Source organism: Adhaeribacter radiodurans, assembly GCF_014075995.1.
Lineage (GTDB): Bacteria > Bacteroidota > Bacteroidia > Cytophagales > Hymenobacteraceae > Adhaeribacter > Adhaeribacter radiodurans.
In genome coordinates, this window is record NZ_CP055153.1 from 3,411,814 (window position 1) to 3,429,176 (window position 17,363).

Below are 17,363 nucleotides of genomic sequence, written 5' to 3' on the forward strand. Positions count from 1 at the left end.
CTTGATCCTTCTATTCTGGCAAACAGTTCTGGTTAGTAGGCTTAAAAGGTATGCAAGGGCTAATAATATCTATTAACCTTTATCTTAGAGGTAACCATTACTTATGGATAATTTATAATTAAAGAGTCTATTCCGATTGCCAAGGAACTCCGCCGGTAGAAATTGGGTAAGATGCCTTTTAGAATATAGAAAAGCTTAAACGTAGAGGCTTTTTTATATTCTTTATTTCTGCCTATTTTCTAAATTAACTGGTGCTTACTTGTTTCAAGCTAAATTCAAACGCATAGAATGAATTAAGTAATATTTTAATTCGTTTATAAAACTTTCCAATTATTTTTAAAGTTTACTTGTTTTAATTTTTCTCTAAAATATAGTTACCCAGAACCAAGCAATCCATATCCGTTTTAAGATAGCATCGCAGGGCATCCTCCGGGGTACAAACAATAGGCTCACCTCTTACATTAAAACTAGTATTAACTAAAACACCGGTGCCAGTTAAGATAAAGAATTCGGTAAGCAAATCATAAAATAGCGGATTGGTAGTTTGGGTAACCGTTTGCAGACGTGCCGTATAATTTAAATGTGTGACTGCTGGAATAGAAGAACGGGGGTGCGACAATCGGTTGTACAAGGGTAATGTATGATACTCCGGTGGCTCCGGAGTACGGATGTTATTTTTTACGGGAGCCACTAGTAACATATAAGGAGATAAGCCTTCCCACTCAAAATACCTTGTAACATCTTCTACCCTTACGCTAGGTGCAAAGGGTCGGAATCCTTCCCGAAGCTTGATCTTTTCATTCAGGCGTTGTTGCATTTGGGAATTAGAGGCATCAGCCAGAATACTGCGATTGCCTAAAGCCCGCGGCCCAAATTCCATTCTGCCCTGAAACCAACCTACTACTTTCCCACTTTTTAAATTTTGAGCGGTTTTTTTAAGTAATAAATCCCTTGATTCAATTACTTCTGCTTTTATATTGAATTTTAATAATGCTCGGGCAATTTGTTTATCTGAATAAACCGGACCTAAATAGGCTCCCTGCATGGCATCTGGTTTTTGGGAAACCCGCGTTTTTTCGGGTTGGTTTAAATAATAAACCGCTAAAGCAGCGCCCAAAGCACCACCCGCGTCCCCGGCGGCTGGTTGCACCCAAACTTCTTCAAATAATTTAGCCTCCACAATTCGGGCATTAGCTACACAATTTAAAGCTACTCCACCGGCCATTACTAAATTTTTACTTCCGGTAATTTGCTTCATTGTTTTTGCCAATAGAAGAATTACTTCCTCCGTTACGATTTGAATAGCCAGCGCCAAATTCATGTGGGTCTGGTTAATTTCTGATTCGGGTTGGCGACGGGGAATATTAAATAAGCCTTGCCATTTTTGGTCGTGAGTCATTTGTAAATCACTGGCAAACCGGAAGTAGGCCATATTTAACAAAAAGGAGCCATTTGGCCGTATATCCAAAAGCTTTTCTTTTATTTTCTGAATAAAAAGTAAAGTTTGCTTACTTTTAGGATGACCATAGGGTGCCAGCCCCATCATTTTATATTCGCCGCTATTTACCTTAAAACCCAGGTAAAAAGTAAAAGCGGAATACAACAAACCCAGGGAATGAGGAAAATGTAATTCTTTCAGTATCTCGATAGAATTGCCCGAACCTTTCCCCAAAGATGTAGTGGTCCACTCTCCTACTCCATCAATAGTTAAAATAGCCGCTTCCTGAAAAGGAGATGGATAAAAAGCACTGGCAGCATGGGATAAATGATGTTCCGTAAATAAAATCGGGGCCGCTAATTTCCCGAGAGCAGAGAGTTCTTTCCTAATCAGCCGCTTCATAAACAACTTGTCTTTAATCCAGACCGGAATGGCTTTCAGAAAACTTTGTAATCCCGCGGGTGCTACGGCATGGTAAGTTTCTAATAAGCGCTCAAACTTCAAGAAAGGTTTATCATAAAAAGCCACTTCGGTTATATCTTCCAGTTGCAATCTGGCTTCTGCCAAAACGTAGGAAATGGCATTCTTGGGAAACGAAGCATCGTTCTTAACGCGGGTAAAGCGTTCCTCCTGGGCTGCGGCAATAATTTCTCCGTCGATAATTAAAGCAGCCGCACTGTCGTGGTAAAAAGCCGATATTCCCAGTATAACGGTTAGTTTCGTCATACCTTAAAAAAGGCTGTAAATGAAGGGGGCCAGGGCCGAACCACCAGTAATTAAAGTTAAAGCGCCAAGTAAAAGAAGCAATAAAATTAAAGGGAATAACCAGTATCTTTTACGGGTTCGAAGAAAAAGCCAGAATTCTTGTATAAATTCCAAAACAAGTAAATTTAAAATGGATATTGTATGTCGGAAAGAGTAAAAGTATGATTCCGTTCTATAAAAACAGATTCTTTATCTTTTTTAAATTTTCTTAACTGCAGGGTGTCTTTCCCAAAAATCCTTTTCAGGGTAGCAATTGGGATAACAATTACAATAAAAAGTAAAGTTAAAAGTACAACCGAGGAAATCCGGTTTAAGACCTGCCCTAGCGCAAACCAGATGCGAGCCAGCGGATAAAATATTGGAGGCACCAGTAAAATTAATACGGAACCAACTAAAGCTAATTGAAACCAAAAATATTTATGTTGGTATAGGCCCACCAATAAAAACACCGCTACGAGTAAAACTCCGGTTTCAACAACTTGCTTTTTAGTAACTTCCGGAAATATTTTAAGCATTTTAACTTCTTATTTTATTTGGCAAGTATCGCCTGAACTTGTTTTTTTAATTGCAGTGCCACTCCATTATCAGAATCCAGCCGAAGCGATTTATTTATGTATTTGGATGCCGCTGCCGTATTGGCGAACTGTAAATAGCCCGCGGCTAACTGGTTGCTTAAGTTAATATTGGTAGTATCGTGTTGGTAGCGGCTCTTCAAGGCAATTAATTGCTGCACAAACAATTGCAACTGAGATAAAGGAAAATTAGATTGATTCTGGCTAGCCGCATAACTTAGATAAGGCATTGCTTCCTCTGGTTTATCTGCTTTCAACATAGTAATATACAAGCTTTGCGCGGTTTCCAGATTATTTTCCATGTCAAAAGCTTTTTTCAGGTAAAAAGCTGCTTTGTTATAATCATCCAGGTTCATGCTTAATTTACCAGCTTGCACGTAAATTTCCCGGTCGTAGGGTTGATTTAACAATAAAGCTTCTGTTACTTTTAAGGCTCCCCGTTGATTATTATTTACTAAATAATGCTTTAATAAGCGGTTCATTGCCTCGCCCCACGAAATTTGTTTTACCGCTACAGCCCCGGCCAGACTTTCTTCCGTAGTTTTTTCTTTTTTTACCTCGGGCAGCATGGGTTCATTAAAGGGCCAGCCTTCTTTGAGCATCATTATTTCGTAAGCACCTTTTAATGAATCTACCATGGTAATGGGCATTTGCTGCAAAAGAGTCTTAAAATCAAGCTCGCTTTTTGAGTTATTTTCTATTAGTTTATGCTCTTTCATAGCTTGGTAAAAAGCATTTGAAAGAATGGCATAGCCATATAAATTCGGATGAACGTGTTCCAGGATGGTTTCTTTACCAATAATGCCCTGCGGCGAATGCTGCTCAAAAGATTTTTTGGCATCTACCAGATGTACTCCCGGATATTTGGCAGGTAATTCCTGAATAAATAGGTTCAAGGCTTCGGGTGCCCGGAAACGGAGTAAATCCATTTCTTTGGCCTGGATATATAACTGCTTCGCTTTCTTAAAATTTTTTTGGTTATAAGCATCCGTGGCTTGTTGATACAGGTACTGAGCAGATTTAGCTGAATTACCTGGCAAGCTGATAAAAGGCTTTAAATCTTTTTCATTACTTACCAGATTACTGATAAAAACCGGAACATGGTGCTGGCTTAATAACCGGCAAAGAGCATTCACATTGGTTTTAAATTGCTCCACTCCTAAGTTATATTCTTTGGAGTTATATACAATTTGCTGCCGGGCGGCCATGCGTTTCATTAAGTTTTCCCGTAAGTCTACTTTCTGAATGGTTAACGACTTTTTAATTCCCATAACTATTTGGGAAATTAATTGGGTTAACCGAAATTCCCGGAGCTTTAGTATGAACCGCACCAAGTACGGGTTACTCGCAATGGTACTGGTAGACCCTACCCCTAAGGCGCCGTAATATTCGTTATGCCCGGTATAAACTAAAACAGCATCCGGCTCAAAATTTACTATTTCCCGGGCAAATCCTAAAACCGTGTAGGAGTTTACTGCGGTTAAAGACACATTAATAATTTCAAAGTTTTTCTCCGGAAAGGTGTGCATCAACCGGTATTGCAGCCACCGGTGAAAGGAACCATTATAAAAGTAAGGATACCCAATGGTAGTTGATTCGCCGAGTACAAATACCCGGAAAGTGCCCGGTGTTTTTACCTGCCGGAATATTTCCTGGTTGCCAATGGTAGCATTTTCGGCTTTGGTAAAATATTTCTCCGAAGCATGTTTATTCATTACTAAAAAGCCTTTTTTCTGAGGATCTTCCACGAACAAACTTAAATCATGTCCGTAGCCAATTAGCCTTAAATAGCCTTCCAGCAGTAACAACAGCAGAAAAGGCACCAGCAAAGCCATTACCTTAAAAAGCAATAACCGCTTTTTATTTACCGGAATTTTAACTGGCTGATCCGTTTGAACGGAAGGCACGTGATTACTCATGCAAGAGGCACTTACTTTTACTCCTGTATTTTTAAAATAAAAACTGCCGATGATTTACCAGCATCGACAGTTTTTAGAGTTATTCATCAAAATAAGGCAATTCTCTTTTCTATCCAAGCAAAGATTTACTAAAAAAGAAAATGCCCGGGATATTCCTTTACGGTTAATAACCGGGGTTCTGGGTAATTTTGGTGTTGGCATTTAACTCCTGAACCGGAATAGGTTGCGCATAATCGGTAGGAGCCCATTCAATAGCGCCGCCTCGCACCCGCTGGTAATAACTTGCTTCCTTATCGCCAATTTGCCAGCGGCGTACATCAAACCACCAGTTCCCTTCGCCAAAAAATTCAGCCCAGCGCTCGTACTTTAACGGATCGTTGCCCAAAACCGGATCAGTGGCTTCGGTTTTATCCGCTAAAGTTTGGTAATCTACCGGTGATGCTCCGTCTACCGGATAACTGTAAGCCCGGCGTTTTACTTTATTAATGTATTCCAAAGCCGTGGCATTATCGCCGGAATTTAGTAAAGTTTCGGCGTATAACAGGTATACATCGGCCAGGCGCAACCAGTAAAAGTTAGACGGATTATTCATGTTGATTTCACTTTCTGCCCCGGTCAGGTTAACAAACTTGCGGAAACTCCAGGCCTCCATGTTAATTTCAGTAATATCCAAGTAGTGTGAAATGGCTCGTTTTTTACCGGCTACAATCATACTATCTACGTAAGGTTGCTGGCAGGAAACCCAAAGCCGGGGGTCTACTGTTTTATCCTGACGCACTTTTAAAGACCGGGCCACATATTCCGGATCAACATTGGTAGCATTGGCCTGGGTAGTACCCGGTTTAAAGTAATGACCTTCGTTAAACCCAAATCGGGCAATGTTTTTGGCGTGCGGAAAAACGTTGGACCACGCCGAAGCCGCCGCACTGCCATTATCTCCTACATAGGTGGGCGCTAAAACCATTCCGATACTGGAACCTGCCGAGACATCGCCGGCGCCCCAGGTAGTCATGTCAGAGTTTAGGTTCACTTCAAATAAGGATTCGGAGTTAAACTCGTTTTTACCGTTAAACATGTCTTTATACACATCAAAGGGCTCTAAGCTTTTACCACTGTTATCAATTACATCTTTCAGGTAGGTTTTGGCATTGTTCCAATCCTGAGTATAGACATAGGCTTTTCCTAAAAAGCCCTTTACGGCCCAGGTACTTACTTTATGTTTTTCATTCAAGGCGGTCCAGGTTTTGCCCGCCAGTAAAGTTTCGGCGCTTTTTAAATCACTAATAATAAAATCCCAAACTTCCTTGACGGTAGCGCGGGGAACCTGGGTTTGATCCAGTCCGGAGGCGGCTTCTGTAATGATAGGAACGCCTAATTTTTCACCTCCCTGGCCATTTATGATAAAAGACTCGCCCCAGATAGAAATGAGATAATAATAATACCAGGCCCGAAGGAACTGCGCCTGGCCTTTAATTTCGTTTAAGGCAGCCTGCTCCGCAGGTAAAGATTTAGGGCGATACGCTTCAATGCTGGTTAGTAAGGTATTGGCTCTTTGTACTCCTTTCCAGGTGTCCCGCCAGGTTTCAAAAAGAAAGCCGTCGTTGGGCTGGGTATTGTTCTGGGCTAAAGCAATCCAGGTAGCCGTACCTTGCCAGCTTAAATCTACGGTGTGGTCCCAGCAGCCAATGGCTTTACCCAGTAAATTATGGCCATATAAACCGCCGGAATGTTGAGTGGCGTACAAACCCGTTAGTAGTTGCTGCAAGTCATTGATGGAGCCGGGATAATTACTCGTGGAAAGAGCTCCCGGGTTGTTTACTTCCACAAAATCATCCTTACAAGCGGTTACGCTGATGAGCAGCAGAAAAACCGCTGATTTAGTAAATTTTCTTATATATCGAAGCATAATATTCTAGTTTAACAATGAACTGAGTTAAAAACTGAGGTCTACCCCAACGGCATACAATACCGTGCGTGGATACAAATTGAAGTTATCTACTCCCCGACCAGTAGTACCGTTATTACCCAATACTTCCGGGTCCATGCCGCGGTACTTAGTAATGGTTATCAGGTTTTGACCTTGCAGGTAAATCCGGGCATTAGCCAGTTTTACTCTCTGACTAATCTCCTTCGGAATGGTATAGCCGATCTGTAAGTTTCGCAATTTCAGGTAAGAAGCTTTCTCGACGTAGTAACTGGAGATACGGGTGTAATTCCGGTTCGGGTCGCGCACGTAGTTGCCCGAAGCATCGGTATAACCCACCCGCGGTTTATCGGTTAAGCCATTGCCGTTGAAGAAGGAAGTTCCAAAAATATTGGGAGTAGTATTGTAATCTCCTACAAAGAACTGGGTATAGTATAGGTTAGCGTTGTAAATATCGCCGCCTTGCACGCCCTGGAATAAAGCAGTTAAATCAAATCCTTTATATCCCAGGTTAATGTTGAACCCGTAGGTTATTTTTGGCCAGGGAGTACCAATAAAGGTTTTATCACTTTCCGTAATCCGGCCATCGCCATTTATGTCTTTAAACCGCAAGTCGCCGGCTCCGGTTGCTTCCTGCTGAAAAAATACGCCAGTGGTAGGCTGACCAGCCGCAGCGGCTTTCTCCACGGCTTGTTGGTTTAAAGTCGCTACTTCGGCATTGGTTTGGAATAAACCTTCGGCTACATAACCATAAAACTGACTCATGGGCCGGCCGGCTTCGGTGCGGGAAACAGTACTTTCTACGTAATCACCGGCAAAACCATCATTAATGGGGTTGTTGTTGGTGCCACCTAGTTTTTTCACCTGGTTCGTATTGAATGCCCCATTTATACCAAGACTATAAGTAAAACCACCAGTTTTGCCCCGGTAATCAGCCGCAATCTCAAAACCTTTATTACTCATCTGACCAATATTGGTAAACACGTTAGAAGCATTAAAACCGGCCGAAGGAGGAGTAGGAACCTGGTAAATCATGTCTTTGGTTTGGCGGTTGTACCAGTCTAAAGTTACATTTACCTGGTTTTTAAATAATCCTATATCCAAACCAATGTCCGTTTGCAGCACTTCTTCCCATTTAATAGCTTCATTGGGTAGTTGGGCCGTTAACGCGTAACCTTTCGCCCGGGAACCATCGGGTAATCCTAAAATATTAGTACCACCGGCACCGCCGTAAGAAGCTTGGTAAGTAAACTGCGGAATATTGCTAGTGCTTCCCAGTTTGCCGTAGCTACCCCGTAATTTTAGGTTCGAGACAAAAGTTAAATTATCCTGAATAAAGGCTTCTTCGTTCATGCGCCAGCCCACTGAGAACGATGGAAATACGCCCCACTTATTAGCCGGTCCAAATCGGTCGGAGCCATCGCGGCGAATATTAGCGGTAAACAAATAACGACCGGCGTAGCTGTAATTAATCCGGCCAAACTGCGATAATAAGCGCGTTTGCGGATATTCTCCCCCACTGGCTTTATACGTGCTGGGGTCGGTGGTTAAATCCAGGGTTTTAGTAATTACCTGGAAGTTTTGCGCTTCGCCGTGTAAACTGCTTAAATCTTGCTTAAAGGCTTCGTAGCCCGCCATGGCTTTGAAATCGTGGTTACCAATGGTTTTACCATAAGTAAGCACAAAGTTGGCGGTAAGATTCCTTTGGGTATTATTGTCGCGGCCCAAATACGCTACCGTATTTTTTACAATGCCGAAGTCGTAAGCTTCCTGGAAATTATAGTTTTTATCATTGTAGAGGGATGCCCCAAAGGTAGAACGAAAATTCAGTCCTTTCATAATTTCCCAATCGGCGTACACATTGCCTTCCAGCGCGTAAGTCTCATTTAATTGGTGGTTTTTATACTCGTTCCCTACCGGGTTTGGACCTGCAAAATACGAATCGGCTATGCCCCAGCCACCTATTGGATTATTCGGGTCACGAACTAAACTGGTAGGCACCGAACGATACGGAATGCCGCTGCCTTGTAAAGGATTTTCGCCCCTGCGCCAGGCATAAAGCGTTTCGCCAATTTTAAATTTTTTATTAATTTGATAATCCGCGTTGGCCCTAACGCCATAACGTTCAAACCAATTATCTATCCGGATACCGTCTTCGCGTTGGTAATTGGCTGATAAATAAAAGTTAGATTTTCCGGAGGAACCCGCCATAGAAAGAGAATAACTTTGTTCTTTGCCGGAGTCAAACGTCTCGTCAATCCAATCGGTATTCGGTAATTGATTGGGATCACCCCAGCCGCTCGTATTTACGCCAAAAGCTTGTTTCGCCTGAAAGTATTGCTGCGTATTTAGCAGTTTTACCAGATTTACCGGTTTCCGTATACCCGTGTAGGCGGAGAAATTAATATTGATTTTTTCTTGATTTGCCCCCCGCTTGGTAGTTACTAAAACTACTCCCCCAGCCGCCTGTGCCCCATAAATAGCTGCCGCACTAGCATCTTTTAAAACTTCTATTGATTCTACATCTTGCAGGTTAAAATTATTGCCGGCACTCATCCGGATACCGTCCACAATATAAAGCGGAGACATACCGCCAATGGAACCTATACCTCTGATAACAATATCTGATTGGGCTACTGGTTGGCCGCTGGAACGGGTAACCTGTACTCCGGCGGCCCGGCCTTGCAAAGCCTCGTTCACGCTGCGCACTGGTAAATTTCTAACTTCCTCGGCCTTTACGGAAGCCACGGCGCCAGTTAAATCCGAACGCTTTTGCGTTCCATAACCTACCACCACTACTTCTGAAAGGGTTTGTAAGTCCGGCGAAAGAGTAACATCTACCGATGCCCGGTTATTAATAGCTACTTCAGAAGAGGCAAAACCCACGTAAGAAAAAGTTAAAATTCCGTTACGTGCATTTTCATCCGGAATGGAAAGAGAGTACGTACCGTTCATATCTGTAGTAGTGCCTGTAGTAGTACCTTTTAACAAAACCGTTACCCCAGGCAGACCTTCGCCTTTATCATCTACAACTCTTCCGCTTATTGTTATAGCTTGAAAATTTGAAATTACAGAATCCGATACGGGCTTTTTCTTTTCTTTTTCCGGCGCATTTTCTTCCGCCTCCTGAATAACGTAGTAATTTTCTACTTTTTTAAAATCAAGTTTTAAAGGCTTTAAAATAGTAGACAAAGCTTCTTCCAAATTATTGGATTTAACCTTTTCAAGGTCAATAAACTTATTTTCGATTACTTTATCATTGATGGCAAATTGTACTCCGTATTTAGTTGATAGATTATCCAGTGCATCGCGCAGTGATTTAATCTTCTGACCATTTTTTTTGCCTGGTGGTAAATTGGCTGACGCTAAATCCTGGGAAGTAGCAGATAAAGGCAAGCAACCAATAAGCATTAACAACACCAATAGCCTACTCCAAACAGGAATATGCTTTTTACTGCTAAGTAGATTGTTGTTCATAAGACATACGATTTAAAGTTAGGGGTTAGGGATAAAAATGAATACTAGTTTTCCGGGTACCAGTTTGGTATTGCCCAAATACCGGCCGGTAGAAATGGTAATTTGGTTTTAATGCCTCTTTATATTCCCGCCTGTCCGATTAACTTATCGTTCTTTTTAAGAATAAACCATCTAATTTAGGTCAATTACCAATTACTACCTTATTACCTTCCTTTTGAATATCTATTTTAAAAGACTCAGCAAGTAATCTTAAAAGCACGTCCGGTTTATTAACCGGCACGGTAGAAGTAAAAGTCATCTGTCCTACTTTTGGGTTTTTGAGTTGGATTTCCCAACCGTAGGTATCTTCGAGTACTGCCACAATCTCAGCCATTGTTGTAGTCTTAAAAACAAAATGTTGGGTCTTCCATGAAGAGTACAGATTGGGATCTACAACCTTTTTGAAAAAGCCGCCTGTTCTGGAAGTGCGTTCTACCAAGTCTCCCGGCATCATGTAAGTACTTACCAGATTATTATCTTGCTGGCTGCTCAATTTCACCTTTCCTGAATTAAGTACTACCTGGGCTTTACCCCGACGAGTGTTTACATTAAACTTAGTTCCTAAAACTTCTATATCCATTAAGTTAACATGAACAATAAACTTAATACCGGAGGAAGATGCGGTTGGTACTGGTTTTTTCCGGACCTGAAAATAACCTTCGCCTTCCAGCCATACTTCTCTTAATTTAAGGGTGCTCCAACTTTGACGGTATAGCAATCTGGAATTAGCGTTTAAGGTTACCAGGGAACTGTCTGGGAGCAAAATGGTTTTTATCTGGCCAGAAGGAGTTGAATGTGAAATAAGGGGGGGAGTTGATAATTTATTAAATAGGACTGCGGCCAGTACTAAAACTAAAAATATGGCGGCTACGTGGCGGAACCTGATGATGTTTTTTATGGAAAAATTCTTTTTGGAGGCATAAAGGGGTTTTACATTGTTTGTATCCTCTATTTTCTCCTCAATGTTTCGCCAGATATTATTTATGAAATCTTGTGAATAAGCATTTTCCTGAAAGCGAAATGTAGCAAGTAATTTTATGGCCTGCTCAACAACAATTTTTTTATCTGGATTTTGTAAAAGCCATTGTTCCCAAAATACAGTAGTATTTATATCCGGATTTTGGACCCATTTCTGAAAATAAGCATCCGCGGCAAAATCGCTAACGGAATAATCTCGGTAATTCATAATGCAGTTTAAAGTCGGGTTAGAGACTCTACACTTATATATGACTGCTTCGCTTAAATTATAATCAAAAAATTAGACTAAAATTTTAAAATTTATATTTTAATCAATTTTATTTATAGTTTATCAAACAAAATTTAATAAAATGTAGAAGCAGTTAAAACGAAGAGAATTAAAGAGAATTCTAAAACGATGTTAAATTTACTATTTAGTTGAGGTGGAAAGAATCTTTAGCCTGTATATGCTGGTAATTATAAAGTGAGCCTTTGTACAAAGTAATGCTGGTAAATAACAGCATAGAGAAAATAGCCTTATTAATCAGCAAATACTAACAAAAACAATATATAAGAAAAAATAAGTAAGCATAATGGAGCAGATGCTTATGCAAAACCTTTAAAGCTTTTGAAATAAGATTATATGACGATTGTTCACTTAATAACATTAAAGAAGCAATCTCAGGGTAGCTTAAATTATTGTAATAGCGTAGGTAAATAGCTTCTTTTTGCCGCTTGGATAGTTTAGTTAGAGCCAACGCCAGTTTTTTTTTCTGCTCTTCGGCAAACCCATCCTCAATTAATTTATGTTCGTGCGAGAAAACCAATTCAAAATTATAATCATCCGAAATTCCATTTTTAATGAAAACATCTTTATTTCGCTTCAGATAACGAAAAATTTTATAGCGTAAAGATTTAAGCAGGAAATATTTTATAGAAGTAGTATTGCTTAATCTTTCCCGCTGGTTCCACAATTCTACAAAAAGATCCTGAATAAGATCGGCTACAATTTCCTTATCCGGAATAAACTTCTGACCATAATTAAACAGAGATTTTACTGTCGCCTGGTAAATGAAACTCAATGCTTTTTTATCACCATTTTTAAAATCTACCCAAATCTGAATTTGATTCGGTAAAGTAAGCGTACCGGCAGAATTTGCCGCCTCCAAGGCATTAGAATCCATCAAATTATTAAAACCGGCAGGTTTCATAACTTCTTCCCAATGATCAAAATTGGCCTTTAGTTGCATAAAAATTCTACCTGCAGAACGTAATTGTAGCTTTCAAGCAAAGAGTAAACAAGTAATAAGTTGAAACAAACAATAGGAAAAGATTTTAAAATGTATGGCTTTTAAAAATCATAATCAAATTAAATTCCTTAAATACTCCCTTTTAAATTCAATTAACAAACTGAATAATTTTTGTTCGCATATTAAACCAACCCTTCTTTCCGGAATAAAGTAAAATCGAGCAAAGTATAATAAATTTAAATTTTTAAAGAGTTTAATATTAGGACTCATTTGCCTTAGAATTCAGAAAAATTATTAGAAGCCCTAAACAGTAAAAAATTGAGGTAAAAGGATCTTCAATGGTAGAGTCGGCCATTCTAGCGGTATTGCTAACCGACGGAGGCTACAAAAATTTATTTTTTACTAAATTCCCAGACGCCTGTTATCTTACACCATCCTGACTTTTATCATAAAATAGTACCAAGCGTTGTCCCTAATTAAAATTTTAAAAGATCTTAGCCAGCTGGGTAGCAAAGGCTTTTTACTAAATAGCAATAAATTCCCGAAACTGGACAGGAAAATGGCTTGGAATAAGGCAGTTTAATTTCTTCTTAATACCAGTCTATTCTAGTATATTGTGGATGTAATTAAATCTATTTTGCCAGATATGATTATTCGCCGTCTCCTACCCTTATTGTTATTCATTTTTTCAATCCAAAGCCTTTCGGCCCAAGGTACTACGCCGGTTAAATTAACCGCGCAACAAAAGCAAGATAGTTTGTACTTAGCGGAGCATTACCAGTTTCGTAAAGTTATGATTCCTATGCGGGATGGCGTAAAGCTGTACACCGAATTATTTATTCCGAAAGAAGCGGGCAAAGTTCAAAAGTATCCCTTCTTGATGACCCGAACTCCTTATAATGCTACGCGGCTGCACAGCCGGCTTTATACCAATGCTTCATTTGCTAAATTGGCGCGCGAAGGTTTTATATTAGTAGAACAAGATGTACGCGGACGCTGGCACTCCGAAGGAACATTTTCGCACGAACGTCCGCTGGTAAATAATGCCGATAAGAAAAAGCAAAAGCAGCCCGATGAAAGTACCGACACCTACGATGCCATTGACTGGCTGCTGAAAAATGTAAAGAACAATAATGGCCGGGTAGGCATTCACGGCGTTTCGTACCCGGGTTTTTACAGTACGGCGGCCGCTATTAGCAACCATCCGGCCTTAAAGGCGGTGTCGCCGCAAGCTCCCGTTACCGATTGGTTTATTGGCGACGATGTACACCACAAAGGCGCTTTTTTCTGGATGGACTTTTTTGATTTTCTACCACGTTTTGATCAGCACACACCCGATAAGCCCGCCACCCGAACATTTGGCGTAACCCAAAGCAAAAACCAGGATAACTACGATTATTTTCTGCATACCATTCAAACGCCTAAACGAGCCAATACCGAATTTTTTAAAGATAGTATTCCGTTCTGGAATGATATTCTTGCCCACCCCGATTATGATAATTACTGGAAAAGCCGGAACCCACTGCCGCACGCCCGCAATCTAAAACCTGCTATTTTAACGGTAGGCGGCTGGTTCGATGCCGAAGATTTATACGGAGCCCTTAAAACATACGAACAAATTGAAAAACAAAATCCAAAAACAAATAATAAACTGGTAATGGGCCCTTGGTGCCACGGTTGCTGGTGGCAGGAAGCTAAATCTTTGGGCGATATTTCTTTTGGCAGCGCTACCGGCGCATTTTACCTCGACAGCTTGTTTTTACCTTTCATGAATTACCATTTAAAAGAACAAGGCTCGGCCCCAAAATTAGCCGAAGCTACTGCTTTTGAAGGAGGTACTAATAAATGGCGTACATTTAACACCTGGCCGCCTACTGCTACCAAAGAACAAGTGCTTTATTTATTACCCCAGGGAAAGCTCGGGAATACCGCCCCGACCGGAACAAATTCTTTCGACGAGTACGTTTCAGACCCGGCCCATCCGGTCCCTTATCAAAGCCGCACCCACCGTAAACGCACCACCGATTACATGCTCGATGATCAACGTTTTGCTGCCTCCCGATCGGATGTAGCTACCTTTGTTTCGGAGCCTTTAACCACTGATTTAACATTAGCCGGCCCCGTTCTAGCGGATCTAATAGCCAGTATCTCGACCACTGATGCTGATTTTGTAGTAAAAATAATTGATGTTTACCCCGAAGATACACCCGATGCCGTTGCGGCCGAAGGTAGCAGAGCCATAATGGGCGGCTACCAGCAATTAGTTAGAGCCGAAATTATACGGGGCCGTTACCGTAATAGCTTCGAAAAACCCGAGGCCTTTGTACCCAATCAGCCTACCCCAGTACGTTTTACGGTGCCGGATCTTTTGCACACGTTCCAGCCGGGCCACCGGTTAATGGTGCAAATTCAGAGTTCCTGGTTTCCGTTAGCCGATCGCAACCCGCAGCAATTTATTAATATTTACGAGGCCAACCCCGAAGATTACATTAAATCCACGGTTCGCCTGTACCACGATGCCCAACACCCTTCGAAGCTGGTAGTGAAAGTTTTACCTAAGTAACTGGGCAATATTAACTCTATATCCTGTATGTTATGATGGACGAAATAGTAGAATGATCATCTGCTACTTACTTTAGCAAAGGTTTAGCATCTACTATCCTGATTCTGGTGTATCCATACTTACCTATTCCTATTTAGTAAATGTGCGGGTTCTCTTAAAGCATATCAAAAGCAATAAGAACAATTACCATTAGTAATATAAAGAGACCCGCAATAAAGAAATACTCGGCAATTTGCTATAATACAGAAACCCGAGCATCGGTTCTGTTTCGAATAGATAAGAAAGAAAAATGCTGCTCGTCATGAAAATTAAAGCTCCCACAATTAAATATTCGTCGATAAACGTTTGATGCGTGCGGTTCGACATTTTAAGCAAGGTGATTACGATGAAACAAAACCCGAGTAGGTTGGATGAAGTGTTTAGATATGCGTTAATTTCTTTTTGCTCCCGAGATTGCTTCTAATTTCGGGTACTTAACTAATTTTAGTCAGTTCTCTTTCTATGAGCTTGTAAAATAAGTTTTTAACAGGAAAGAATAAATAAAGTGTAAAATAAGAATTAGGTGAGAAAGATAAGAAGTTTAAAGCTTTAGACAGCATATATAGCCAATATAAGGTTTTATAATAAAATGTATGGTAGTGGATTACAAAGTATGATGTTTAGTTTTTGTTTGGTTTCGATAGTTGAACATGGTATTTAAGCTGGCCATATGGTTTTCTTTTTTCTTGGAGAAACAGGTGGTTTTTCGAACTAAACGCCTATTTCTAGCTCGCAAGCAGGTATTCACCCCTTCTATATTTTTGGTATAAGCCTTCCCTATGCGGTGCTTTTCTGGTAGCAGAACTTTAGCAAATGCTTTCCAGTGGTCGGTACAATACTGGGCAATGTCCACTTTTTTTAGCTTTTTTAGTAAGGTTCGCACAGTTTGTGCGCTTCTAACTACCGCACGTATAAGCCAATATTTCATCGTATTCCGCACTGTAGGCATAAAACAACCAGTACTTACCTGTCTTCCGCTTACCAACAAAGCTCCAGACCTCGTCAATCTGAACAGAGCGATAGTATTGGTGGACTGGAGTGATCTGTATCGCATTTCCATGCCTCAGCAAAGCTCGCAGCGCACAGTTGCGACTTACTTGTAGTACCTGCTCAATGTCGCGAATGCCGGTATTCCTTTCCAGAAGACGTATAATCAGCTGCTTTATAGCCGGATTTGCACCTTTATATTGGTACGCCGGCTGAAATTGTTTCCTGCAACAACGACACAATAGGTTCTGAGAACCATTCTTTTTCTTTCCGTTTCTTACTATCTTGCTGCTCTGGCAGTGAGGACAGTTTGTTTTGATGTGGACTTCGAACATTCCATCATCTTAAACCCTTCGCTGCCTTTTTCTATATCATCATACTTTCGAAACATCTACCAAAGGTATTTATCCAGAATTTAAATGAATGTTACTGATTAATTTATCATACTAGCCTAGAGCCTTGTTTTACGATCTAGTGAGGCAAATGGAAGGCAAGCCTCTAAACTTGGCTCGGCTATGTGGTAGGTTAGGAATACAACCAAGAGAAACAATTGAAATTGCTCATAAAAACTTGAAACAGCCGCCTGTAAGAAGTATTGGTATAGATTAAAAAAAACATAACGGATGAAGATTACTGCTAAAATTATTCTTAACTCTTTCCAAACCACTACCTTTCTCTTTCCATAGTATTCTTACCCGTCAGGTATTAACACTTTATTCATACCTGATTCACTACCAGGTACTATCTCCGAATTTTCCTAAATTTTATAAAATTATACTTATCACACCGGTAACAATTTTCTTACTAACCGGTTCTTATAAAGAAGATTGTATCAACAATCTAAATTTTAAATTTTTACTATGTTTATGCACCTGGTAGTGACTGCTATTGCCATTGCCATTGCTTCCCTGATTTTTTCTAAACCAATAGTTGGTCCTAATTTCCGAGGCACGATGGACCTAGTAGAAAAAGATAAAATTATAAGAAGCTATGCTGACAGTAGATTAAATAGGCAAATGCGGTATTTAACAGTTTTGTTTTTATTGATTTTTAGTAGTAATGCTTTTGTTTATTATGTAAATGCCACTTCAAATGCAGAAAGTAGCAACCTAATTTCACCTCCTCTCCGTGCCTTAGACAAACAAACTTTTCTCCAGGAGGTAAAAGAAAATAAGTCAATTGTTCATTCCTCCATTACGAATCAAGGTATTTTAACTATTTCGGTTATAAACGATGACAGGGACAAAAAGTCAATGGCTAGCTATTACTGCCAATTAGCCAAATCGAAAAACATAAGTGTCGCTTCTGTCAAAATATTAGATGCTTCTAATGCTAACTTTTTAGTAGAAATTCCTTCGGGAACAGTGCTGGCCATATTCTCTTGCAACTAGACCTATTCTCCTTAATTCTGAGGTAAGAGTGTAAAAAAAGCC

General features: G+C 40.4%; 11 protein-coding genes and 1 pseudogene. 2 read left to right on the forward strand and 10 right to left on the reverse strand.

The annotated features are described in order from the left end of the window. Positions 1–352: 352 nt before the first annotated feature. The 8 genes from HUW48_RS13840 to HUW48_RS13870 form a co-directional block, all read right to left on the reverse strand. On the reverse strand, positions 353–2,164 hold the full coding sequence (locus HUW48_RS13840; protein WP_182411512.1) for a carbamoyltransferase family protein: 1,812 nt from the start codon (positions 2,162–2,164) through the stop codon (positions 353–355). A gap of 3 nt (positions 2,165–2,167) precedes the next feature. Then, on the reverse strand, positions 2,168–2,317 hold the full coding sequence (locus HUW48_RS26825; RefSeq protein ID WP_220463928.1) for a DUF5989 family protein: 150 nt from the start codon (positions 2,315–2,317) through the stop codon (positions 2,168–2,170). An 11-nt stretch (positions 2,318–2,328) separates the two neighbouring features. Then, positions 2,329–2,718 (reverse strand): SxtJ family membrane protein, encoded by a 390-nt coding sequence (locus tag HUW48_RS13845; protein WP_182411513.1) that lies wholly within the window; start codon positions 2,716–2,718, stop codon positions 2,329–2,331. A 14-nt stretch (positions 2,719–2,732) separates the two neighbouring features. Next, positions 2,733–4,694 (reverse strand): GSCFA domain-containing protein, encoded by a 1,962-nt coding sequence (locus tag HUW48_RS13850; protein WP_182411514.1) that lies wholly within the window; start codon positions 4,692–4,694, stop codon positions 2,733–2,735. Between the two features lie 163 nt (positions 4,695–4,857). Beyond that, a complete protein-coding gene (locus HUW48_RS13855; RefSeq protein WP_182411515.1) occupies positions 4,858–6,600 on the reverse strand; it encodes a RagB/SusD family nutrient uptake outer membrane protein in 1,743 nt (580 codons plus the stop codon). Positions 6,601–6,627: 27 nt separating this feature from the next. Then, positions 6,628–10,095 (reverse strand): SusC/RagA family TonB-linked outer membrane protein, encoded by a 3,468-nt coding sequence (locus HUW48_RS13860; RefSeq protein ID WP_182411516.1) that lies wholly within the window; start codon positions 10,093–10,095, stop codon positions 6,628–6,630. A 181-nt stretch (positions 10,096–10,276) separates the two neighbouring features. After that, positions 10,277–11,320 carry a FecR family protein gene (locus HUW48_RS13865; RefSeq protein WP_182411517.1) on the reverse strand — a complete coding sequence of 348 codons (1,044 nt, stop codon included), beginning with the start codon at positions 11,318–11,320 and terminating at the stop codon, positions 10,277–10,279. Between the two features lie 325 nt (positions 11,321–11,645). Continuing rightward, positions 11,646–12,341 (reverse strand): RNA polymerase sigma factor, encoded by a 696-nt coding sequence (locus tag HUW48_RS13870; RefSeq protein ID WP_182411518.1) that lies wholly within the window; start codon positions 12,339–12,341, stop codon positions 11,646–11,648. Between the two features lie 646 nt (positions 12,342–12,987). Between HUW48_RS13870 and HUW48_RS13875 the strand changes: the two genes are divergently transcribed. Continuing rightward, a complete protein-coding gene (locus HUW48_RS13875; RefSeq protein ID WP_182411519.1) occupies positions 12,988–14,904 on the forward strand; it encodes a CocE/NonD family hydrolase in 1,917 nt (638 codons plus the stop codon). Between the two features lie 189 nt (positions 14,905–15,093). Here the strand turns inward: HUW48_RS13875 and HUW48_RS13880 are convergent, their stop codons facing one another. Next, a complete protein-coding gene (locus HUW48_RS13880) occupies positions 15,094–15,270 on the reverse strand; it encodes a hypothetical protein (protein WP_182411520.1) in 177 nt (58 codons plus the stop codon). Between the two features lie 277 nt (positions 15,271–15,547). After that, positions 15,548–16,265 (reverse strand): annotated as a pseudogene (locus HUW48_RS27705) (IS1 family transposase). 543 nt (positions 16,266–16,808) lie between these two features. On the opposite strand from HUW48_RS27705, the gene HUW48_RS13895 reads away from it, so the two are divergent. Beyond that, entirely contained in the window at positions 16,809–17,321 is a 513-nt protein-coding gene (locus HUW48_RS13895; protein ID WP_182411523.1) for a hypothetical protein, read from the forward strand. Positions 17,322–17,363 lie beyond the last annotated feature (42 nt).